This is a genomic window from Paenibacillus sp. FSL H7-0756 (genome assembly GCF_038006765.1).
In the GTDB taxonomy this organism is placed as follows: Bacteria; Bacillota; Bacilli; order Paenibacillales; family Paenibacillaceae; genus Paenibacillus_AQ.
Map to the genome: position 1 here is coordinate 450,257 of NZ_JBBOVT010000001.1, position 23,161 is coordinate 473,417.

General features: G+C 54.3%; 22 protein-coding genes. 6 read left to right on the top strand and 16 right to left on the bottom strand.

Features of this window, described 5'->3' with window-relative positions; all coding sequences use genetic code 11:
• Window positions 1–248 precede the first annotated feature (248 nt).
• Both NST04_RS01975 and NST04_RS01980 read right to left on the bottom strand, forming a co-directional pair.
• Complete coding sequence (locus tag NST04_RS01975) at window positions 249–1,262, bottom strand: S66 family peptidase (RefSeq protein WP_341182952.1); 1,014 nt, start codon at window positions 1,260–1,262, stop codon at window positions 249–251.
• Between the two features lie 102 nt (window positions 1,263–1,364).
• Complete coding sequence (locus tag NST04_RS01980) at window positions 1,365–2,399, bottom strand: AI-2E family transporter (RefSeq protein ID WP_341182953.1); 1,035 nt, start codon at window positions 2,397–2,399, stop codon at window positions 1,365–1,367.
• A 234-nt stretch (window positions 2,400–2,633) separates the two neighbouring features.
• On the opposite strand from NST04_RS01980, the gene NST04_RS01985 reads away from it, so the two are divergent.
• A complete protein-coding gene (locus tag NST04_RS01985) occupies window positions 2,634–3,473 on the top strand; it encodes an SDR family oxidoreductase (protein WP_341182954.1) in 840 nt (279 codons plus the stop codon).
• A 58-nt stretch (window positions 3,474–3,531) separates the two neighbouring features.
• On the opposite strand, the gene NST04_RS01990 is transcribed toward NST04_RS01985, so the two are convergent.
• From NST04_RS01990 to NST04_RS02025, 8 genes are all read right to left on the bottom strand, one after another.
• Complete coding sequence (locus NST04_RS01990; RefSeq protein WP_341182955.1) at window positions 3,532–3,978, bottom strand: hypothetical protein; 447 nt, start codon at window positions 3,976–3,978, stop codon at window positions 3,532–3,534.
• Window positions 3,979–4,031: 53 nt separating this feature from the next.
• A complete protein-coding gene (locus NST04_RS01995; RefSeq protein WP_341182956.1) occupies window positions 4,032–4,949 on the bottom strand; it encodes an ABC transporter ATP-binding protein in 918 nt (305 codons plus the stop codon).
• Window positions 4,946–5,956, bottom strand: coding sequence for an ABC transporter ATP-binding protein (locus NST04_RS02000; protein WP_341182957.1), 1,011 nt, complete (start codon window positions 5,954–5,956; stop codon window positions 4,946–4,948). Before NST04_RS02000 ends, NST04_RS01995 begins: the two co-directional genes overlap by 4 nt.
• A gap of 14 nt (window positions 5,957–5,970) precedes the next feature.
• Entirely contained in the window at window positions 5,971–6,816 is an 846-nt protein-coding gene (locus tag NST04_RS02005) for an ABC transporter permease (protein WP_341182958.1), read from the bottom strand.
• 4 nt (window positions 6,817–6,820) lie between these two features.
• Window positions 6,821–7,771, bottom strand: coding sequence for an ABC transporter permease (locus NST04_RS02010; protein WP_341182959.1), 951 nt, complete (start codon window positions 7,769–7,771; stop codon window positions 6,821–6,823).
• Between the two features lie 85 nt (window positions 7,772–7,856).
• A complete protein-coding gene (locus NST04_RS02015; RefSeq protein ID WP_341182960.1) occupies window positions 7,857–9,470 on the bottom strand; it encodes an ABC transporter substrate-binding protein in 1,614 nt (537 codons plus the stop codon).
• A gap of 96 nt (window positions 9,471–9,566) precedes the next feature.
• On the bottom strand, window positions 9,567–9,992 hold the full coding sequence (locus tag NST04_RS02020; protein WP_341182961.1) for a peptidylprolyl isomerase: 426 nt from the start codon (window positions 9,990–9,992) through the stop codon (window positions 9,567–9,569).
• Window positions 9,989–10,207, bottom strand: a complete 219-nt coding sequence (locus tag NST04_RS02025; protein WP_341182962.1) for a hypothetical protein — start codon at window positions 10,205–10,207, stop codon at window positions 9,989–9,991. Before NST04_RS02025 ends, NST04_RS02020 begins: the two co-directional genes overlap by 4 nt.
• 232 nt (window positions 10,208–10,439) lie before the next feature.
• Here NST04_RS02025 and NST04_RS02030 point away from each other — a divergent pair, with 232 nt between their 5' ends.
• The 3 genes from NST04_RS02030 (at window position 10,440) to NST04_RS02040 (ending at window position 13,630) form a co-directional block, all read left to right on the top strand.
• Window positions 10,440–12,197 carry a glycosyltransferase family 2 protein gene (locus NST04_RS02030; RefSeq protein ID WP_341182963.1) on the top strand — a complete coding sequence of 586 codons (1,758 nt, stop codon included), beginning with the start codon at window positions 10,440–10,442 and terminating at the stop codon, window positions 12,195–12,197.
• A gap of 208 nt (window positions 12,198–12,405) precedes the next feature.
• Window positions 12,406–12,747, top strand: a complete 342-nt coding sequence (locus NST04_RS02035; RefSeq protein WP_341182964.1) for a sigma factor-like helix-turn-helix DNA-binding protein — start codon at window positions 12,406–12,408, stop codon at window positions 12,745–12,747.
• 433 nt (window positions 12,748–13,180) lie between these two features.
• On the top strand, window positions 13,181–13,630 hold the full coding sequence (locus tag NST04_RS02040; RefSeq protein ID WP_341182965.1) for a GNAT family N-acetyltransferase: 450 nt from the start codon (window positions 13,181–13,183) through the stop codon (window positions 13,628–13,630).
• Here NST04_RS02040 and NST04_RS02045 read toward each other — a convergent pair.
• From NST04_RS02045 to NST04_RS02065, 5 genes are all read right to left on the bottom strand, one after another.
• Window positions 13,627–14,052, bottom strand: coding sequence for a hypothetical protein (locus NST04_RS02045; protein WP_341182966.1), 426 nt, complete (start codon window positions 14,050–14,052; stop codon window positions 13,627–13,629). The two genes, NST04_RS02040 and NST04_RS02045, sit on opposite strands and share 4 nt — an antisense overlap.
• A 503-nt stretch (window positions 14,053–14,555) precedes the next feature.
• Entirely contained in the window at window positions 14,556–17,198 is a 2,643-nt protein-coding gene (gene clpB, locus NST04_RS02050; protein WP_341182967.1) for an ATP-dependent chaperone ClpB, read from the bottom strand.
• Between the two features lie 77 nt (window positions 17,199–17,275).
• On the bottom strand, window positions 17,276–18,271 hold the full coding sequence (locus NST04_RS02055; RefSeq protein ID WP_341182968.1) for a DnaJ C-terminal domain-containing protein: 996 nt from the start codon (window positions 18,269–18,271) through the stop codon (window positions 17,276–17,278).
• 247 nt (window positions 18,272–18,518) lie between these two features.
• Window positions 18,519–18,995, bottom strand: a complete 477-nt coding sequence (locus NST04_RS02060; protein ID WP_341182969.1) for an Hsp20/alpha crystallin family protein — start codon at window positions 18,993–18,995, stop codon at window positions 18,519–18,521.
• 212 nt (window positions 18,996–19,207) lie between these two features.
• A complete protein-coding gene (locus NST04_RS02065) occupies window positions 19,208–19,762 on the bottom strand; it encodes a GNAT family N-acetyltransferase (RefSeq protein WP_341149691.1) in 555 nt (184 codons plus the stop codon).
• 105 nt (window positions 19,763–19,867) lie between these two features.
• On the opposite strand from NST04_RS02065, the gene pdxR reads away from it, so the two are divergent.
• The gene (gene pdxR / locus NST04_RS02070) at window positions 19,868–21,325 is read left to right on the top strand and encodes a MocR-like pyridoxine biosynthesis transcription factor PdxR (RefSeq protein WP_341182970.1); all 1,458 of its coding nucleotides are present in this window, start codon (window positions 19,868–19,870) and stop codon (window positions 21,323–21,325) included.
• Window positions 21,326–21,648: 323 nt separating this feature from the next.
• Here pdxR and NST04_RS02075 read toward each other — a convergent pair whose 3' ends face one another.
• On the bottom strand, window positions 21,649–22,611 hold the full coding sequence (locus NST04_RS02075; protein ID WP_341182971.1) for a helix-turn-helix transcriptional regulator: 963 nt from the start codon (window positions 22,609–22,611) through the stop codon (window positions 21,649–21,651).
• 115 nt (window positions 22,612–22,726) lie between these two features.
• Between NST04_RS02075 and NST04_RS02080 the strand changes: the two genes are divergently transcribed.
• On the top strand, window positions 22,727–23,152 hold the full coding sequence (locus NST04_RS02080; protein WP_341182972.1) for a VOC family protein: 426 nt from the start codon (window positions 22,727–22,729) through the stop codon (window positions 23,150–23,152).
• The last annotated feature ends 9 nt before the right edge of the window (window positions 23,153–23,161 follow it).

Sequence of the window (23,161 nt, forward strand, 5' to 3'; positions counted from 1 at the left end):
TCACTACTCTCTTTCGTGAGGGATTCACTGCTCAGGAATCGGCAGCTATGGCTGTCTGTATATTCATAAATTATACAGGATGCCAGCTATGCGTAGAGCATTCCTTGAATAATCCCATCACTTTTTTTCAACTAAATTCGACATAAATTCACATTATATATGACGAATATACCTGTTTATGAGAGGTTTGATTATGGTATGGGAACAGGCGGAAATTAGAGTTCGTAGGAGCATATTACTAAGTTCCTCTACTCCCGGAAGTGCTGCGTCACCGTTCCCTTACCTGCCCCAACCACTACCTCTGCATAGGCCCCATTGATCAAAGTAACCTGCGGCGGCAGATGTCCGCAGTCGATATCGTATGCGACCGGCAGGCCCAGCTCATCGGCCAGCTCCTGGTAGACATCCTCTACGGTATAGTTGTCCATAGGGCGGTTAGCCGCGCTGCGGCCGAACAGGAGGCCGCTGCAATGCTCGAACCAGCCCGCCAGCTTCATCTGCACCAGGGAGCGGCGCAGGTCGGTCACGGACAGCTCACAGTTCTCTAAGTACCACAGAATCGGTTCGTTGTTGATATAGTGCTGCTGGAAGTGCCGGACATCTCCGTAAGGGGTGCCGATCAGATGCCGGATAACGTCAATGCAGCCACCCAGCAGGCGGCCCTGCATCGTCACTTTTTGATTGCCCACCGTCTTCCAGCTAGTCGCTTCTGTAAGGTTGAACACATAGGGCGACGGCTCGCCTCCCCATTCCAGCTGATATTGCTGTGAGGATTGCTGAACTACAGCACCGCCGCTTGGCGTAGACAATACCTTCTCCCACATGGCAGTTACCGGGTCCGTCTGTTCCCCACGGAGGTCGATGAAGTTCGTACCATGGGCTGTAGCCATCCCCGTCTTCAGAGTGACAGCCAGCAGCAGCACACTGATATCGGAATACCCGAGGATCCATTTACACTTCATCTTGCCGAAGTCCACCTGCTCCAGCATCTCGATCAGCAGCTCCCCGCCCCAGGGAGGCACAACGAGTCCGATGGACTCATCGGCCATCATCTTGTTGAATTCAGCGGCACGTACAGCAGCCGGGGCTGATTTGGCCTTCTCCTGTGTCCACGCTGTGGGTCCGCAAACTACGCTGTACCCGCTTTTTTGCAGCCGTTCTACAGCCAGCTCAAGCAGTTCACGAAGCGCCTCCCCCACTCCAGATGAGGGTGCAGTTACACCAATAACGGCTTCTGCTTCTAATACCGGATATCTGATCATCTTATGTCTCCTCCAATGCTTACTATGAAAATAGGCGATACCCGAACCTTGTGCAGGTTGAATATCGCCCTATGCGTACTACGGATTATATAATTAGCTGCGTCATTCCAGTGAAGGCTTATTGTCCCGGCTGATATCCAGGATATCCAGGAAAAAGACGAAGATCGGAATCCCGAGAATCAGTCCCCATACCCCGATATAATGCTCGGAGAACAACAGCACTACGAGCGTGTAGAACATCGGCAGGTTCATTTTGGAGGACATCAGCTTAGGGTTCAGGAAGTAGCCTTCAATGACATGGAGAATGGCAATCATCACCAGAATGTTAATTGTCAGCACCAGTCCGCCCGTGTTATAGCCGATAATGCACAGCGGAATCAGTGAAATGACAAAGCCAACGACCGGAATCAGGCTGAGCATGAAGATCATAATAGAGAGGGCAAACAGATACGGGAACGGCTCGAAAAAGAAACCAAGCACCCACAGCCCGACCACGGTAAACAAAGTATTGAACAGCGCAATCAGAATCTGCGCTTCAATGACCTTGCCGAAGGAGGAGATGAACTTTCTGCCGAAATACTCAAGCTCCACATAGAACCAGGAGATTTTGCTGTCTCTCAAACGGGAGGTAAAGTTGACGATCCGGTTCTTTTCCAGAATGAACACAAGGCTTAGAATCGTGGACAGGACGAAGGTGGTTCCCCAGTTGCTGATTTTGAAGACATATTCGATCCCCTGATTCAAATAGCTCTGATAATTGAGCTCCTTGACCTTTCGGAACAAGTACTGCATAATTTCATTCTGCGGAATATCATCGGAGGTCAGCGTGCCGAGAAAGGTGGTTAACTGCTTGATCTGCGAGAATACCTTGGGCATATATTTGACGAGTGCCATGACGATCATGCTGATCAGCGCCACATACAGTATGATGATGATAACCTTGCTGTTCACCTTCACAAACTTGCCGATCCGCTTGCTCAGCAGCAACTGAAAGCTGTTCATCACGTAAGCGATCAGGAACGTCAACAGCACCAGATTCAGCATATCCCTGATACTGTACAGCAGCAGTCCAATCAATCCCAGAATCAAGAAGCGCCGGACTGTTAAATTGGCGATATAACGCTTGAATACTTCCATTGTTCCCTTGTTCCTCTCCATTCGCAGGCGATTAAGATTTTAGTTATAGTGTACCGTACTGAAAACAATTATAGCAACTTTGCACAGCCCAATTCCCGCGAAACAGCGAACTTTATGTCGATTTTCAGGTAGCTCTATTTCTATATGCTATAATGTGGGCAAAACTGGAACATTTATACCTTTTTCAATAGGTCCAAATCAATGAAGTTCAAACTAATGGAGGCGAAAGCTAGTATGTCAAAAGTAATCTGCATCACCGGAGCATCCTCCGGCATTGGCCTTGCCACTGCACTGAAGTTCGCCCATGAGGGCTGGACGGTCTACGCCGGAACACGCCATCTGAAGCGTGAACAGGAGCTGTACCAGAATGTAGAGGGTCTGCAGTTCGTAGAGCTGGAGGTAACACAGCCGGAGAGTATTCGGCAGGTTATAGAACGGATAGAAGCGGAGCAAGGCAAGCTGGATCTATTATTCTGCAATGCCGGCTTCGGCTACCTGAGAGCGCTTGGGCAGGCACCGTTCCCTGAGATTGAGGAGGTCTTCAATACCAACGTGTACGGGGTCATGCATACGATCCGGGCTGCACTGCCGCTGCTGCAAAAGACTGGCTACGCCCATATTGTAGCGACCTCCAGTGTCGGCGGACTGGTCGGGCAACCGATGAACGAGGTGTACTGCGCCAGCAAATTCGCAGTGGAAGGGCTGCTGGAGAGTCTGGCCACCTACTACAAGCCGCAGTTCAACATCGACATCACCCTGCTTGAGCCAGGGGCAATCGCCACGGAATTCAATTCAACCGTAATGGGGCATGTCGCCAGCACCGGCGGCGTTCTGGAGGACGAGTACAAGCCCATTCTGGATGCTTACAGAGCAGCGTTCCTGGAGCGTAATGTGGAGCCGCAGACGGCAGACTCTGTTGCGGATGTGATGTGGGAGCTGGTACAGCTTGAGACAAAGCCGCTGCGCCTGCGCACCTCGGAGCGGGCCGAAGCCTTCGTGGCCCGCAAGGTCAGCACCGACCCTACTGGACTGGAAGGCGTACTAAGCACGCGCAGAATCCAATTAAATATGTAAAATGTAAGCAGCCGCTCCATTCCTGGAGCGGCTGCCTTTGGCTATCCCTTATCTGATTCTAGCGCTGAATCGGCTCAATCCGGTACGTTCCGGTATTGCCGTCTCCGGCAGGCACGCCGGTGACCGCCCAGCCGTAAGACAATACATCCTCCAGCCGGCCGCGCTCAGCCTCCGTTAATTCCACTTCCACCGCTTCCTGCCCCTCTTCCAGCTCCAGCCTCGCTTCAATACCCAGCGCAACCTCTATCCAGCTGCGGATTCCGCGGATGGTATTGTATTTGATCTGGTAGCCTTCCAGAACGGCCTGCCGGAATCCCTCCGGCTGTTCCTCTGCAAGGACAGACAACTGCCCGTAATCGAACTCGTATTTACTCTCATCGGCTGGCAGATCCCCTTCACTGACTCTGCGCAGCAGCTCTTCGTCAGATCCGGACAGCGCGCGCAGCGATTCCAGCAGAAGCGCATCCCATTGTGATAATTTGACCTTGCTAGTCGGCATTGTCATTGTATCTCCTCCTTGATTCGCAGATGTATATCTCCTAAGATTCGTTCACAATATTAGTCTGCATATTCTCCGGCCACATAATGTCCAGGACTCACTTCCCGCAGTGCAGCGGCTTCCTCTGTCCCGCGCGTAGCCGGATAAGCCTCCAGCTGAATCCGCTGGCTGGCCTTCATCGGGTCTGTCTCCAGAATGGAGGAGAGCAGCGCTCTGGTGTAGGGGTGGAGCGGATTATCATACAGCTCATCGCTTGGAGCCACCTCCACCAGCCTGCCGCCATACATCACGCCGATCCGGTCAGCAATATGGCGGACCATCGACAGATCATGGGCAATGAACAAATAGGTCAGCCCGAACTCGGCTTGCAGATCCTCCAGCACATTAACGACCTGGGCCTGAACAGAGACATCCAGCGCAGAGATGGGCTCATCGCAGACGACGAACTCAGGCCGGACTGACAGCGCCCGGGCGATGGAGATCCGCTGGCGTTGCCCGCCGCTGAATTCATGAGGGAAGCGGTACAGATGCTCCCGCTTCAGCCCCACCTTCTCCAGCAGCTCTGCCACCGCTTCCTTGCGCTCTTCGCCCGGATAGAGACCGTGAATCCGCATCGGCTCACTGATCAGCTCCAGTACGTTCAGGCTCGGATTAAGCGAGGAATACGGGTCCTGAAAGATGGACTGAATCCGCCTGCGGAAGGGCTTCAGCCCTTTCTCGCCCAGCTTCCCTAGCGGACGCCCGTCGTAGAACACCTCGCCGTCCGTATAATCGTACAGACGGAGCAGACAGCGCCCGACCGTGGACTTGCCGCTTCCGGATTCACCGACCAGGCCGAAGGTCTCGCCCTGGCGGATCTGGAAGCTGACCCCGTCCACAGCCTTAAGTACACCCTTATCCCGTCCGCGCAGATCCTTGCCCTTCGGGAAATGCTTCTTCAGATTGTTAACCTCTACAAGCACCTTGCGCTCACTCAAGTGAAATCCCTCCCCGCTGTAACTGCCGTCTTCTCTTCTGTACCTTCGGTCAGCCAGCACATCGAGCGGTGCCCCGGTGCAAACTCGACTACCGGAGGACGTTCACTGCAACGGGCGAAGGCATGCGGACAACGGTCCATGAACGGGCAGCCGGGCGGGGGATTCAGCAGATCGGGCGGTGTGCCCTCGATCGGAATCAGCCGCTCACGCTCACCGCCCCCGCGCTTCGGTATGGAACGCAGCAAGCCCTGTGTATACGGATGCTGAGGCCGGTAGAAGATATCCTGCACCGTCCCCTCCTCCATAACCAGTCCGCCATACATGACAATGACACGCGTGCAGACCTGGGCTACCACTCCCAGATCATGGGTTATAAGCGCAATTGCTGTATCTCCCCGTTCTTTCAGCTCTTTGAAGAGATCAAGGATCTGCGCCTGGATGGTCGCATCCAGTGCGGTGGTAGGCTCATCGGCAATCAGCAGCTCCGGGCGGCAGGAGAGCGCCATCGCGATCATCACCCGCTGGCGCATCCCTCCGCTGAATTCATGCGGATATTGCTTCAGCCGCTGCTCCGGATCACGGATGCCGACCTGGCGGAGAAGCTCCGCCGCTTCGGTATAGGCCGCCGCTTTATCCAGTCCCCGGTGTCTGCGGATAACCTCTGTTAATTGCTGGCCGATGCGCTTGACCGGATTCAGCGAGGTCATCGGGTCCTGGAAGACCATTGCAATCCGGTTACCGCGTAAGGACCGCCACTGCTTCTCCGTAAGCCCCTTCAGGCTCTTGCCGCGGAATTCCAGCTTCCCGGCAGTCATATGCCCCGGCGGTGTGATCAGGGACATGACCGCCTTGGCTGTAACACTTTTACCACTGCCGGATTCCCCGACAATGCCTACGGTCTCACCCGCATCAATATGGAAGCTAACGCCGCGGACGGCCTGATTCTCTCCGTCCCGGGTAGCGAAAGAAACCTGTAAATCCTCAACAGTCAGCAGCCGTTCAGTCATGATGTTCCACTCTCCTATCTCCGGATCAGCTTGGGTTCAAAGCCGACCCGCAAAATATCTCCCAGCACATTGAAGCTCAGCACAGTAAACAGGATCATCAGCCCGGGGAACAGCGCCAGATAAGGCGCCTGGGCAATATACCCCTGTGCGCTGTTCAGCATACTCCCCCACGTGGCATTCGGCGGCTGCACCCCGAAGCCGAGGAAGCTCAGCGACGATTCCATCATAATAGCCGAGGCAATATTATTCGTCGCCCCTACGATAATTACCGGGACCAGTCCCGGGAGGATATGCCGCCAGATCATGCCGAAGGCACTCTGTCCCGAGGCCTTGGCATATAACACGTACTCCCGTTCCTTGATTGTCAGGGTCTCCGCACGGACGACACGGGCCACATTCATCCACATCAAGAGAGCAATAATAATAATCAGATTGCCGATGCTCGGCTTCAGGTAGACGCTGAGCAGCAGCAGGATCAGGAAGGACGGGATCGACATGATAATATCCAGCATCCGCATTAGCAGATTATCGATCCAGCCGCCAAAATATCCGCTAATCACCCCAACCAGCACGCCTACAAAGGTTGCTACGATCATGGAGGCGAATCCGACCAGCAGTGAAACCCGGCCCCCGTATAAGGCTCTGGACAAATAGTCGCGGCCATAATCATCGGTACCGAACAGATGCGCGGCGCCGGGCTTCGTGAGGCGGGCCATGGCGTCCATGGCATTCGGATCATGACCGGACAGGAAGGCAAAGACCGCCCCCAGTGTAAACACCATCAATATGACAAGAGCAGCGACACCCAGACCGTTCGTAAACAGCTCGGACTGCAGGTTTTTCCATTTACTGCGATTCATGAGGTCACCCCTTCAGTTTGATTCTTGGATCAACAAAGCTGTAGAGAATATCTGCCACCAGATTACCGAAGATCAGCATTAAGGAAGAGAACAAAGTAATCCCCATAATGACAGGATAATCCATCCCCTTCACCGCCGTCATTCCCAGGGAGCCGATCCCCGGCCAGGAGAACACCGTCTCCGTAACAATCGCCCCGGCCACCAGATCTCCCATCGACATACCGATTAGAGTGATGACCGGCAGCAGGACATGCTTCAGCACATGGCGGAACAGAATCGTGGATTTCTTCGAGCCAAAAGCGTACTGGATCTGCACATACTCCTCCTTAAGCTGTCCGATGGTACTGGAGCGGATATAGCGCACATACCCGGACAGGAAACTGAAGGCCAGCACCGTACAAGGTAATATCCCGTGCTTCAGCACATCAAGCGGCGATTCCACACCAATGGTGCGCATCCCCATGCTTGGAAGCAGATGCAGCTTGATCGCGAACAGATACATCAGCAGGATCGCCAGCCAGAATAAGGGGATGGAGATGCCGATATAAGCGATAAAATTGATCAGCTTGTCTACCCAGCGGTTGCGGTTCGCACCGGCCACGAGGCCTAGCGGAATTGCCAGGATTACCGCCAGCGCGATGGCGCTGCCCATTAGTCCCGCTGTCGCAGGCAGACGTTCCAGGATCTGGCCCAGCACGGGCTGGTGATTGACCAGGGAATAGCCGAAATTACCCTGGACCATCTCTTTGACCCAGATGAAATATTGGATATAAGCAGGCTTATCCAGCCCCAGATTATGGCGGATACGCTCAATATCATCGGCATGCATATTGGGCGTCACAAATGACAGCACCGGATCTCCCGGAGCCAGCTTAATCATAGTAAAACAGACCACCGATACGAAAAACAGCATCGGCAATGTTTGCAGCAACCTTCGGACGATGAGTTGTCTCATACGCAGCTTCTCCCAGCTCTTAACAGGCAAAAATAAGCTGGGAAAACCAGCTTATTTTTTTGCCTTGCTTATTTTGTGAGGCAGATTATTTCTTGTAAATCTTGGACAGGTCTTCGAAGATGACGACAGGCTTCAGTACCGCTTCATCAATACCGCCGTAGTTCTTCGATACCGCTACCACAGTCTTAGTATAGGCGATCGGATAGATCGGTGCATCTTCGGCTACCAGTTCCTGTGCTTTCTTGTAGATCTCTGCACGCTTGGCCGGATCTGCTTCGCCTGCACCGTCATTCATCAGCTTGTCAACTTCACTGTTGGAATAATGCGAGTAATTAGATGAGCTGCCCGTAGTGAACAGGATACGGTACGCATCCGGATCATAGCCCATGATATAGCCGGTCAACGCCAGCTCATAATCGGTCGCCTTCAGATCAATGAATTTCTGCACCCAGGCCGAGGAATCCATGTTCTGCAATTCAACCTCTACGCCGATTGCCTTCAGCTTCTGCTGCACATACAGCGAGATGGCTTCCTGCGCCTTGTTCCCGCTCTGTACGATATACCGGAGCTTCAGGTTGCTCTCACCGGCAGAAGCCAGCAGTTCCTTCGCCTTGGCAGCATCATTGTCAAAGGTAGGGACCTCGTTCGTGAAGTACAGCGCATCCGGTGTCAGGAAGGACTTTGCCGGATCAGCATATTCGCTGGATGTGTACGCCGTCTGGATCAGCTCGTCGCGGCTAAGGGCCAGGGACAGGGCTTGGCGGACTTCTTTTTTGGCGAGGGCGCCGGTATCGCTGTTCGCATTGAACATGAGATAAGCGAGGCGGCCTTCGCTATACGGGAGAATCTCAAAATTATTCGTCGCTTGAATCGTAGGAACATCCTTCGGGTCCAGATACTGCACATTAATCTCGCCGTTCTGCAGAGCCAGATTCGCAGCATTGGTATCCTTGGCAATCCGGTAAGTGACCGAATCCAGATGCGGCTTGCCGCCGAAGTAGTTGTCGAAGCGCTCCAGCGTCAGGTACTCGCCGGCCTTGTATTCCTTGAACTTGAAGGCACCGGAGCCTACCGGAGAAGCGTTCTTGGTGCTCTTCTCGATGTTGGTCTCATTCTCAAAAATATGCTTAGGAATCGGGGTTACCTGTACCAGCGTGGCTTCAAAAGCCGGGCTGACCTGCGGCAGCTTGAACTCCACAGTCAGGTCATCGACCTTGACAGCCTTAATCGCTTTGTCGCCAATCAGGAAGTTGGCACGCAGGAAGCTGTTCTGATTCTCATCAAGAATGCTGTCGATGGTGAACACAACGTCATCTGCCGTCAGCTTCTCTCCATCATGCCAAGTCAATCCATCCTTAAGCTTCAATGTATACGTCAGATTATCGCTTGAAGGTGTCAGGCTGTCTGCCAGGTAGAAGGTCTTCTTGCCGTTGTTCACCTGGAACAGCGGAGCATATAGCGCCTGGTCAATGGTTAGGCTGACACGGTCGCCCGCATAGTTCGGGTTCAGTACTACCGGATCGGAAGCGACCCCTATAATCAGACTGCCTCCATCCTTCGGTTCGCCGGCGGCTGGCTCTTGTGATGCAACCGGTGTCTGTGCGGCATTAGTAGATGAAGCGTTATTCCCATTGGAACATGCACTGATCACCAGTGTTAATAATAGTAGAATAGCAACCCCAGTTATCCCTTTACGCATTGTCTCTTCCTCCATGTCTATGAGCATTCTTACTCGTTGTTGAGCAATTATATATCGGAATACTCGGAATTACAATGTATGAATTTACCATGATCTCTACCAGACGCGGACCTCCTGCATCACCGCTCCGCGCCGCAGGGCATCGACATGCTCCATGCCTTCTGTGACCCTGCCGAATACCGTATGCCAGCCATCCAGATAATCGAACGTATCATAACAGATAAAAAATTGGCAGGACCCCGTACCCGGTCCAAAATGCGCCATAGACAGCGCCCCGCGCACATGCTTATGGGGATTCCCCTGCGTCTCACAGGGAATGGGATCTGTGCCGCCTCTGCCGTTGCGCTCCGGGCAGCCTCCTTGGGCGACGAAGCCGCGAACCACACGCTGAAAGGCCAGACCGTTGTAAAAGCCGCTGTTCGCAAGCTTTTCAAAATTGGCTACGGTTCCCGGCGCCTCCTGTTCGAACAGCTCCAGCTGAATCTCCGGTCCCTGCTCCAGACGGATTAGAGCCTGCTTCATGGCGCCTCCTCCTCTACATGGGTTGCAATGTCTGCCGGTGCACCGATATAAACTGCCGTCTTGGCAGCATGCAGCGGCGCATAAATCTCCTCAATATCCTCGTCCACGAGCGGCCTAAGCTCTCCGCCCTCCGTATGCAGGAACACCTCGGCACGCGGATTCATCGCCAGGAGGACATTGATCAATTGCTGTACTTTTAACGTTGGCTTGTCCATCCTCTCACTCCTGCCTGCCCTCTTCCGGGGATTATATATATTAGCGGTATTGTACAACAGCTCAGGGCAGACGGCAATACGGCTCTCCTCTATACATGCAGGTTATTATTTCAGGGAAATGGGGAAAGTCCGGTACTTCTCTAAAAATATCGAATACATATAATTTATATCAACTATTTGCGAATCCAAGGGGATGTTCTATCATGTTGACCTTATTCTGGAGTGGCCTGCTATGAACTCGAATAGAACCCGGGTGCTGCTAGGCAGCCCGATCCATCAAAAACCGGCGATCCTGGAGCAATTCCTGAACGCTCTGCTGCGTCTGAACCTGAAGGATATCGATCTTGATTTCTATCTGATTGATGATAACCCGGATGCAGCCGCAAGCCAGCTGCTGCAGCAGTTCGCCCGGAACGGCAGATCTGTCTTCCTGCAATCCTCCGGCTATCATGATGACTATATCCGTGATGAGCATACGCATGTCTGGCATTCCAATCTGATCTGGAAGGTAGCCGGATTTAAGAATCTGATGATCCGGCGGGCCGAGGCCTTCGGCTATGACTACCTGTTCCTGATTGATTCCGATCTCATTCTCCACCCGGAGACGCTGCTGCACCTGATCGGTACAGGCAAGGATATTATCTCCGAGATTTTCTGGACACAGTGGCAGCCGAATACAATGCTGCAGCCGCAGGTATGGATGCATGACGAATACAACCAGTGGGAGATTCATCCGGGAGAGCAGCTCACGCCGGAGGAGATTCAGCACCGCTTTTTTGCTTTTTTGCAGAAGATGCAGCAGCCCGGAATCTATGAGGTTGGCGGACTTGGCGCCTGCACGCTGATCAGCAGCTCAGCCCTCAGCTCCGGAATCAGCTACGACCGGGTGCACAACATCTCCTACTGGGGAGAGGACCGTCATTTCTGCATCCGTGCAGCGGCGCTCGGCCTTCCGCTCTTCGTGGATACCCACTTCCCGGCGCTGCACCTCTACAGAGACAGCGATCTGGATCTGGTAGCGGAGTTCATCCGGCACACCTCGGGCACGGAAGCAGAGCCGGATGCCTCACACGAAGCAGCGAGCATTGAAGACAGCAATGTAACCTCTGCTGAAGATCTGCCAGATTGCGCAGAGACGGATCAGCCCCCCGCTGACAAAAGAGTGCCGGAGGCAGCAGCGCAGTGGGAGGTGCTGTGGACCGAAGCCGAAGCCCGGCAGCACTTGTCCAAAGAGCCTCCGCCTGTTGACGCAACCGGAGCGGAAAAGATTTATCCGGCAGCTCCTGCTTCCCGCCGGCCCAAGCTGACTCTCACCATGATCGTCAAGAATGAAGGCACCAGGTTCCTGCGTCAGGTGCTGCAGGAGCATCGCAAGTATATCGATGAGGCCGTCATAATCGACGATGCAAGCACAGATGATACAGCCGATATCTGCCGCGAGGCTCTGGAGGGGATTCCGCTCCACCTGATACAGAACCCTGTCTCCCGCTTCCATAATGAATCAGAGCTGCGCAGGCAGCAGTGGGAGGCGGTGGTTAGGACCCGGCCCGAGTGGATTCTTAATCTGGACGGAGATGAGCTGTTCGAGTCCTGTTTTCCAGAGGAGGTTGATTCCCTGCTGCGTACAGCAGATTGCGACTTATTCTGCTTCCGGCTCTACGACTTCTGGGATGAGGCCAGCTACCGCGAGGACAGGTACTGGCAGGCTCACCAGAGCTACCGCCCGTTCCTGCTCCGTTACCGGGAAGACTTCACCTATGCCTGGAATGATCTGCCGCAGCACTGCGGACGGCTGCCGGAGAATATCTTCGAGCTGCCCCATCAGTTAAGCAACCTGCGTCTGAAGCATCTCGGCTGGTCGAAGCCGGAATTCCGGCTGGAGAAGTATCTGCGTTATATGCTGCTGGACCCGGACGCCCGGTACGGCTGGAAGGAGCAATATCAATCCATCCTTGACCCGCATCCCCGGCTGGTGCCTTGGAGCGAATAATGCGGAAAATTAGTCATATGAAGAGAGAAAGAGGCTCCCTGTCGGGGCTTCTTCTTTTTTTGCGGATAAGCCACAGGAAATAAATCACTATAGGTGCGCAGATAAATATGCTAAAATAACAGAACATAAGTTCGTATTTTGGTTGTAAAATATAACCTAATATTTCCCTATTATTAGAAAGATATATAGAAGAGGAGGCGTAACGGCCATGGAACAGCAAATGATACAGCGTTACCGGCAGGAAATCTATCGAATCGGCTGGCGCTTACAATACCGCAGCAAGCGAACCCGCCGGCATGAATGTACCTTCATGGATATCCGCCCGGCTCAGCGGGATGAAACGGAGGAGATGATTAACCGGTTGTCCGTAGAGCAGCTATTAAATACACTTCCAACCAAAGGAAAGGTGATTCTGCAGAAGATTTATCTGCAGGAAATGACAGAGGCTGAGGTCGCGGCACAGCTGCACATGAGTCAACAGGGGGTTAATAAATGGAAGCAAAAAATGCTCCAGCAGCTATCACAGACAGCGAATTCGCAGACCTTCTGACCGGTGTCCGTCAAAAACAGCCCGAGGCCATGCTCCAGATCATTGAGCTATTTCAGGAGGACATTGAAATAGTCAGTCAATGCATTCTTCTCCCGCGGGAGGATGCCATTTCTCATATTGTGACGGAGATTCTTAACTTCATACAGGCCGGGGATAGCACATGAACAAGCGGGCAAACGCCACCCTAACCGTGGCGCTGCCCGCTTGTTATCTATTAGGAATAGCTAATCTATCAGGCAAGACCGGCATTCATGATCTGCAAATATTCGAACACTATCCGGCAGTTTCTAACAATATAGTGAGAATCCTTTAGATTTTGGATAAGGTCATCCTTTATGGATGGCCTTTTTTGTACGGATATGTCTATCACATATTGAGTTATTATACTGATAGTTGTATTATTATTCATTATTCACGAAAAAGGAGCACACCTATGCCATTGATAATCAGAAACGCTGAGCCTAATGATGTAAGCAGTCTGACCGAGCTGATGTATGAATACATCGTTGGTTTTTATCAGAACCCTAAACCTTCTGCCGATAAAATCAACTCTTTAATCCAGACCCTTTTTGACCAGCAGCAGGGGGTGCAGTTCGTGGCAGAGCAGAATGGAGAGTTGGTCGGCTTTGCTACCCTATTCTTTACATTCAGCACTATGAAAGCAGATAAAATCATTGTTATGAACGACCTCTTCGTAAGAGAAGCCTTTAGAGATACCGAAGTGGAATCACAACTATTCCTGGCATGTCAACAGTACTCACAGAATCATGGCTATGCCAACATGACTTGGATTACTTCTACTAATAACAAACGCGCTCAAAGCTTCTTTGAAAACATGAACGCGGTCAAAGGGAAGGATTGGGTTCACTACTCCCTTATCTAAATCAACGCATCAAAATGACCTTCTGCGTCTACCGTCGCTGTCCGGGGATCGGTCAGACCGATGCCCTTAAAGCCTCCCTTTCCCTCAATCCCCAAGGGCGGAGTATGATCCTGAAGCGGGGGAGCCGGTACAAATGAAGCCGAAGCGGTACTCCCGCTTTTCTGCACCAGATGGGCCTCCAGCTGCCGTATTTGCCGCTGTAGCTGCTCCCGGCGATAAGGAGTCTGCATCTCTCCGCCCTGCGCCGCATTCACCTTGTCCAGCTCCATCAGCAGCCGGTTGCGCTGCTTCTCCAGAGAACTGACATCACTCTGTGTGCTGCCGTAAGCTGTAGTGGCCTGTACCGGGCTGATACCGGATACCGTCTGTGCCGCCATGATCTTTCCCTCCGTTTCCTTGGCTTCTGCTTCAAATCCCGCCATATTCGAAAGTTCTAATCATTTCTATTACCCGGCACCCTCCGCCATGACAACATTTCAACCACATATTTACAAAAAATCGTCACATAGTCTCAGTAAGATGCTGATTGGACTATACCAAAGACCTAGCCGGGAGGCCTGTAAAAGCGCCAAAGGCCCGTACTAGCGTTGCCCCGCACCGCTTCCAACGGCAGTTCCAGTCCATATTTATATCATCTACAAAGATATGCTTTTTTCGCTTTCTAACGAACCTTATTTTGTTATTTGGGGGCATTTGGCTTAGCGTAACGGACTGAGGTGCTCTTATCCGGGAAGAAAGTCCTCACTTGGGCGATTAGCGGACCGCAAAGACCTTATCCCCTGCCATTCAGCTCCAAAACGTCTCGCAGAAAGACGATAAGGTCCACTGAGTCCGTTACGCTGCAAAAGGTGGCGTTCTCGTGGGGATAAGGTCTCTTCGGTCCGTTGACACTATACTAGGAGGTGACGCCGGGGCCCATTACATTTCACATCGATCCTACTGTCTTCGCAGACTCTGATTTCGCTATTGCAACGGTCAGCTCTCCGTCCGCTTCATCGACAGTCATCACTGAGCCTTCCTCCGCTTCTCCGGCGATCAGCGCACGCGCTACCCGGGTCTCCAGGCTGCGCTGGATGAACCGCTTCAGCGGCCGGGCGCCATACACCGAGTCGAAGCCTTCCTCCGCAATGAAGCGCACTGCCCGGTCGCTCAGCATGAGACCGATATTCCGCTCTGCGAGACGCAGACGCAGTCCATCTACCAGCTTAACTACAATTCTCTGGGTCTCGCCCAGTGTCAGCGGCTTGAACATTACAATATCATCCACCCGGTTGAGGAACTCTGGACGGAAATGTCCGCTCAGCTCCTTCATGACCCTGTCCTTCACGGCTTCAGTCAGCTCGCCGTTGTCATCGGTGCCCTGAATCAGATGCGGTGAGCCGATATTGGAGGTCATGATGACAATAGTGTTCTTGAAGTCGACCATCCGGCCCTGGGAATCGGTCAGCCGCCCGTCATCCAGCAGCTGCAGCAGAATGTTAAACACATCCGGATGAGCCTTTTCCACCTCATCCAGCAGGACTACTGTATACGGCTGGCGGCGCACCGCTTCAGTCAGTTGGCCGCCTTCTTCATAGCCGACATATCCGGGAGGAGCGCCCACGAGACGGGAGACACTATGCTTCTCCATATACTCTGACATATCGATACGGATCATGCCGTCCTCGCGGTCGAATAGCGATACCGCCAGTGCTTTGGCCAGCTCCGTCTTCCCGACCCCGGTCGGCCCGAGGAACAGAAACGAGCCGATCGGACGGTTCGGGTCCTTGATGCCGGCCCTTGCCCGAAGAACAGCGTCCGATACCAGCCGGACCGCCTCATCCTGCCCGAGTACCCGCTCATGCAGCGTATCCTCCAGCCGCAGCAGCTTATCCCGCTCGCCTTCCACCAGTCTGCTTACGGGAACACCCGTCCAGCGTGAGACAATATCGGCGATCTCCTCCTCCGTCACGGCTTCACGCAGCAGCCGGGTCTCCTGATCCTGCTGGGCCGCTTCCTCCGCGGCCTTAAGCTGCCGCTCCAGATCAGGAATAATGCCATAGCTTAATTCAGCCGACTTGTTGAGATCATAAATCTCCTGCGCATCGACCAGATCCTTGCGGGCCTGCTCCAGCCGCTTCTTCAGGTCACGGATGCCCTGAATGGCCGATTTCTCCTTCTCCCAGCGGGCCGTCATCCCCAGATGCTTCTCCTTGAGGTCTGCCAGCTCCCGTTGGAGGTTCTCCAGCCGGCGCGCACTGGCGTCGTCGGTCTCTTTTTTGAGCGCCGCTTCCTCTATCTCCATCTGCATCAGTCGGCGGGTCACCTCATCCATCTCGCCGGGCATAGAGTCAATCTCCGTGCGGATCATCGCGCAGGCTTCATCGACCAGGTCAATTGCCTTATCCGGCAGGAAGCGGTCGGTGATGTAACGGTTGGACAGCACACCGGCTGCGACCAGGGCGCTGTCGTAGATTTTGACCCCGTGATGCACCTCGAAGCGTTCCTTCAATCCCCGCAGAATCGAAATGGTATCCTCGACATCCGGCTCACTGACCAGCACCTGCTGGAAGCGGCGTTCGAGCGCCGGGTCCTTCTCGATATATTTGCGGTACTCATCCAGCGTGGTCGCCCCGATACAGTGCAGCTCGCCCCGGGCCAGCATCGGCTTCAGCATGTTGCCCGCATCCATGGCCCCCTCCGTCTTACCGGCACCTACAATCGTATGCAGCTCGTCAATGAACAGAATAATCCGCCCGTCACTCTCGCGGATCTCCTTCAGCACCGCCTGCAGCCGCTCCTCGAACTCCCCGCGGTATTTCGCACCGGCAATCAGCGCGCTCATATCCAGCGAGAAAATCGTCTTGTCCTTCAGTCCCTCCGGCACATCCCGTCGGACAATCCGGTGGGCCAGCCCTTCCACAATCGCTGTCTTGCCGACCCCCGGCTCCCCGATCAGAACAGGGTTATTCTTGGTCTTGCGGGAGAGGATGCGGATCACCCGGCGAATCTCGGCATCGCGCCCGATGACCGGATCGATCTTACCTGCCCGCACCTCGGCTACGAGATCGCGGCCGTACTTCTCCAGCACCTCATAGGTGGCCTCCGGCTCCCGGCTGGTCACCCGCTGGTGTCCGCGGATCTCCGCAAGCACACCGAGCAGCTTCTCCCGGGTAACGCCCCGGCTGGTGAATAATCCGCGCAGCTCGCGGTTCCCGCTGCTTGCATCCGAGACCATAGCCAGAACAGCATGCTCTACCGCAACGAATTCGTCCTGCATCTTGGCCGCTTCCTGCTCCGCCTGCTCCAGCATAGCAATCAGCGCAGGCGAGGCATAGCGCCGCATGGTGCCTGCTCCGCTCCCGCTTACAGTGGGTTTGCGCTGGAGCAGCGCTTCTGTTCCCTGAAGCAGCTCTGCTGCGGGAACATTCATCTTCTGCAGCAGCCGGGGCAGCAGGCCCTCATGCTGCTGGAGCAGTGCCTTCAGCAGATGAAGATTGTCAATCTCCTGATGCCCGCTGGAACCCGCCAGCGACTGTGCCTCCGCCACGGCCTCTTGCAGCTTCTGGGTAAGTTTATTGAAATCCATTAGGATCATCGCCTTTCTACAATGTATATGTTAATCAGCCGGATGCCCGGCTGTTATTTACTGAATCAGAATCTGCCTTACCGCGTTGCGGCGCTGCGCCGCTGCGCTCCGCCTGTGGTACGCCGTTTCGCCCCGGCCTGGAAGCTGCCGGACTCCGCCAGCTGGCGGTACAGCTTCTTCTCTGCCTCGGTCGTTCCGGCCGGAATGACCATCTCCATCCGGAACAGGATGTCACCATTCGTTCCGTCCGGACGTCTCAGCCCCTTGCCGGAGAGGCGCAGCGTTCCGCCGCTGGCTATCCCGGCAGGGATCTTCAGCTTCACGCTGCTGCCGTCCGGCAGCGCCACCTTGGCTTCCCCGCCAAGCACAGCCTGCCAAGGGGCGATCTCAACCGTGCCGAGCAGATCGCCGCCGTCCGGCTCATAGATCTCATGCGGCAGGAGATGCAGCGAGATCAGCAGATCGCCGCCCTGGCCCGCTCCGCTTCCGCCGCCCGGTACCCGAATGATGGTCCCTTCCGCCGAGCGTGGGGGAATCTGTACATTCAGGTCCTTGCCTGCCGCCTGAACGCTGATATTACCGCCTTTGCAGGCCTGCTCCAGCGTAATCTCAAGCTGGGCCTGCATCGTACTGAACTCATCCCCCCACGGGCTTCCGCCTGGACGGGCACCACTGCTGCCCGAGAAGAAGCCGGCGCGGTCAGCCGCGCCCCGGCTGCCGAAGAACATCCCGAACAGATCCTCTTCGGGTATACCACCGGCAGAGCCGGCTCCGCTGCTCCAGCCCGCGCCAAATGGCGATTCCCATGACGCAGAGGAGGCTGATCCGTAGCTGCGCTGACCCCGCGAGCCTGCTGCGGCTCCATAGCGGAGCTCCTCATCATAGATTTTGCGCTTCTCTTCGTCGCCCAGCACCTCATATGCCTCGGCTGCTTCCTTGAATTTCGCCTCTGCCTCCGGGGCCTTGTTGACATCGGGATGCCATTTTTTGGCCAGCTTCTGATAGGCCTTCTTGATCTCCTGCTTCGACGCCTTCTGATCTACCCCAAGACGCTCATAATAATTTGCCGCCACCGGGACCTCCTCCTTTCGTGTAATGGGAACCTTCTGCCTTCCTCCGGGAAAAGACGCATTATAGCCGGAACCCCCACTACAATGCGTCTAATTATGAAGTGCTATATGAAAAGTCCGGTGGAATCCTGCTGCCGCCCAGTGAACCGGATTGGCCAGCGGCTACAGCCGCTAAGCCCTGAGCTACTGCGGAAGCGGCAGCTTCAGCCGGACTTGAATGTCCATCTGCTTCTTAAGGCTCCCCTTCCGCTTACTGAAGCTCTTTCCGGTCTGGAGTATCGTTTCCGCCATCTTGAATTTCAATCCGCTTGCCCTGCGACTTCTGCCGTTTCGGCACCTCCAGGCTCAGTACACCATCCTTCAGAGAAGCACGGATGTCTTCCTCTGCAATATCCTGGACGTAGAACCGGCGTACATATTCCCCATACCGCCGTTCGCGGCGTACCATCTGATGCTCCTTATTCTCTTCGCTGTTCTCTTCTTTGCGGACGGCCTTGATCGTCAAGTAAGGGCTGGAATAATCAATGTCGATTTCTTCTTTGCGGAAGCCCGGAAGCTCGGCCTCGATCAGATATGCTCCTTCACGCTCACAGATGTCCGTCCGGAAAGACAGCGCGTTACTGGTCAACGGTGCGAAGAAATCATCATTAAACATTTCGTTCAGCGACTTCGCCAGCACACCAAAAGCATCATCTCTGCGTTTACCAAAAGGAACCAAATCAAACATCCTTCATTCTCCTCTCATTTGACTTTTGTTTTTTGAATTTGGTCTTACTCAGTCTTTGACTTTGTCTGACCTATGGCTTTATTATAGCCTGCACCCCCGGAGAAAACAAAACCGGTATAAGCCGAAAATCCGGGAAAATCCGGCGTTTCGGCTCGTTTTTTATAATAAATTTTAACATTATTAAAGATTTGACCTTATTTGACCTTTCTGTTCTACTTCAAATAACGCTCCCGGTATTCACTCTCCAGCATACCCATCATAATCACATCATGATACTCATGGTTATAGAACAGCGTCTGGCGCCGCACCCCCTCCTGCACAAAACCGATGGACTCATAGACATGTGCAGCACGGGCATTATAACTGTAGACCTCCAGCTCAATCCTGTGCAGATTCAGAATGCCGAAGCCGTAATCCAGCATAAGCAGCAGCGCTTCGCGCCCGTATCCTTGTCCCTGATGCCGCTCGTCCCCGATGGCGATCCGCAGATTGGCATTCCGGTTATCCCCATCGATATCCTGAATGGCGATGTCGCCGATAACCTCGTCGTTCTCCTTCAGCGCGATCAGCAGCAGCACCGTACTGTCATCCCCGGATTTACGGGCGATATACTGCTCAATCTGCTCTTTGGTGACATGATTCTTGGTACCGGTCAGCCTGCGGACTTCCGCGCCGTGGAACATCTCATAATACAGCCCGGCGTCTTCCCCGTTCAGGGAGCGCAAATATACCTTATCCCCTGTTAAAAGCCTTGAATTACTGTTCATCTCTGTCCACTCCCACTGTCGTAATTGCCCTTATCGTAATATAAATCTGTATACTATAAAATATACAGAAACGTCCGGTTTCAAAGGACAGATGGAAGGTGAAGCATGCTGCTTGTCCCGGATCTGAATGAACACAGCGAGACCCCTTACTACATACAGCTCTATGATTATCTGGCAAAAGCAATCCTGAGCGGCGCCCTCCAGAGCGGCACGCGCCTGCCTTCTATCCGCCGCCTGGCGGGGTTATGCGGAATCAGCGCCACTCCGGTGGAGCTGGCCTACCAGCAGCTTCTGGCAGAGGGCTTCATCGCCAGCAAGCCGCGCAGCGGCTATTACATCCTGCCCGTTCACCAGGAAGGCAGCCCTGCTCCTGCCGGGGAACGGCTCCGTCCGGCACCCCGCCCAATCACGCCCCGTGATTCACGGCACTATACGTATGATTTCCATATGTCGCGCAATGATTTCTCCCTGTTCCCGCACAAAATATGGCGCAGCCTCTACCAGGAGCAGCTGGCGAATCCAGATCTGCTCCAGTACGGCGACCCCCAAGGAGAGCCTGCCCTCCGCGCAAGCATCGCCGCCCATCTGCGGCAATTCCGCGGGCTGCGCTGCACGGAGAAGCAGATTGTAGTCGGCGGCGACCAATATACGCTGTGTTCTTTGCTGTGTCTGCTGCTGAAGGGAAGGGTTAACGGACTGGGTATCGAAGATCCGGGGTACCACCTGCTGCCGGCGGCATTCCGGCGCAGCGGATACAGTATCCTGCCGATTCCGCTGGAGGAGGATGGATTACAGCCAGACAAGCTCTACAGCAGCGGGGCAGATGCTGTGTACATCTCGCCGTCCCACCAGTTTCCCCGGGGGATGACCATGCCGATTACCAAACGCCTCGCATTGCTGGAGTGGGCCCGGTCCACAGGCGGCTATATCATCGAGGATGATTATGACGGGGAGTTCCGCTATCACGGGCGGCCGATTCCGGCGCTTCAAGGGCTGGCCGAGGGCAGCCCGGTGATCTATATGTGCAGCTTCGCCCAGTCGGTGACTCCTGCCTTATGTATTCACTACATGGTTCTGCCGGAGGAGCTGCTGCCGGACTACCACAGCCTGAGAAGTGAGCTGTACCTGGAGCATTCGGCCTCCCGGCTTCATCAGATCGCGCTGCACTATTTCATGGAGCGGGGGCATTTCGAAAAGCACCTGCGCCGGATGCGCCTGCTCTATCAGCGCAAGCATGACCTGCTGCTGCGATCAGTCAGGCAGCATTTCGGCGATGCCGCAGTGCTCAGCGGAACGGATGCCGGATTCCATCTGCTGATGACCTTTAAGCCGCCCGCAGCAGAAGTTGGCTCCAGAGTCAGCAACAGAGTCAGCAATAGCATCAGCGCCAAGGAGCTTGCCGCAATAGCGGAAGCTGAAGGCATTCGCGTTACCCCCATGTCCTACACCTGGTGGGGCAAGCCGGACTACGATCAGCCTGAATTCATCCTGGGCTTCGGCGGGATCGCTGAGGACCTGATCGATGAGGGCATCCGCAGATTGGCGGGGGCGTGGCTGGGTTAGCAGAGCATCAGATTAAACCTCATTCCTGCGCAGTCATTCGGATACTATTCTAGGCGATGGGACAGCAGTAACTGCATTCTGTACAACGGATTGTTGTCAAAACAGCTTTGAAATAGATTCTATTGTATTCGGTACAATTGATTGTTGAACAGAGGCTGTTTTTCGCCCACAATGCCATATTCCAATGTACGAAATACAATAGAATATCATTTCACGGCCAAATATAAGCTTTCTATTGCAGGAAATACAATGAGCTACTTTTATCTCTCACGAGAGGTTGGTGGCGGGTGCAGGAGCTGCCTAATATCTTCAGGGCTTTTAAATCAACTATACTTCTCCAGCATATCCGCAAGCGTCCGCTTCACCTCGGCCACCAGCTCCGGCGGCTCCAGCACCGTTGCCTCGCTGCACAGGCCAATCACAAACCGCGCGAAGAAGCCCAGATCGCTTCCCGGAATCTCGCCCCCCAGCCAGCCTGTGCCATCTTCACGCATATGCAGCAGCACCGGGGACCATACCTCCCCTTCGCAGGCCTGAACCCCCTCACTGCCCAGCTCTATGTACAGCCGGATAAGGCTTGGTTCCACCTGCTGCTGCGGCGGGCTGCTGTATTCCTCCGTATTGTCCAAGTGGATATGACGCAGATCAAGCGCGGCCGGTCCCGCTTCATCATACCCGGCAGACTGGATCCGGTCACAGCGGAAGATCCGGATGCCGCCCCGCAGGAAGCAATGCGCCGGACAATACCACAGGCCGTTACTGGCGTAGATCCCGACGGGCTGAATCCACCTTTGCTGCCGGCGGCCCTTCGACTGGTAATCGATCAGCAGCACTTTTTGCCCGGTGGCCGCTTCCAGCAGTTGAGACAGATAAGGGAATTCCGCCTGCCGCGCCGGGGTCAGAAAATCAATCCTGTTCTTCATCTCATCAATCCGGTCACGGACATCCCCAGACATGTAGTTATAGAACTTGTGCAGGGCGGATAAGGATTCTTCCTTGAAGGGAAGATATTTATAATGGCGCAGGGCATGGCTGGCAAAAAAAATCGCCACCGCCTCTTCCTCCGTGAACGCAATCGGCGGCAGGATTCTCTCGCTTAGTACCTGATACCCACCATGCGGTCCCACTTCGGAATAGAGCGGTACGCCCAGCTCCCCCAGCTCCTGCAAATCCCTAAGGATTGTGCGTGAAGAGACTTGGAATTCGTCAGCCAGCTCCCTGACAGTGAATTTGCGCTTGCGGTTGACGGTCATCATCAGGTCCAGCAGCCTTTTGGATTTCGACACAGGTTTCACTCCATCTATTATTTTAACTATGACAAGACCTGTCACTATTATAGTCTACACTATAACCATAGCCGGTTAGTACAGGCAAATAAATATTCCAAGGAGCGAACAAGACATGAAACTGCAAATGAATCCTTATATTCTGGTGGACGGATCTGCCGCTGAGGCGATAGCCTTTTATCAGGAGGCGCTGGGCGCAGTGGTCCTCTTCAAGCAGACGATGGGCGAAGGCCCACAGAACCCGGACGCCCCGATGACGGAGGAGGAAAAGGCGCAGATCGCCCATGCGGTGCTGCTGGCGGGAGAGACGAAGTTTTTTGTGGCCGATTATGAGCCGGGTATGCCGCGCAGCCGGGGCAACAGCATCAACATCTGTCTCACGGTGGAGACCGAGGCTGAAGCACAGCAGCTATTCAACTCACTGAAGGCAGGTGGCACCGTCGATATCGAGCTGGCCCCGGCCTATTACAGTCCCGCTTACGGCATGGTGACCGATAAGTTCGGCGTCTGCTTCCAGATCTTCATGATGAAGGGGCGGTGAGGCTGGGGA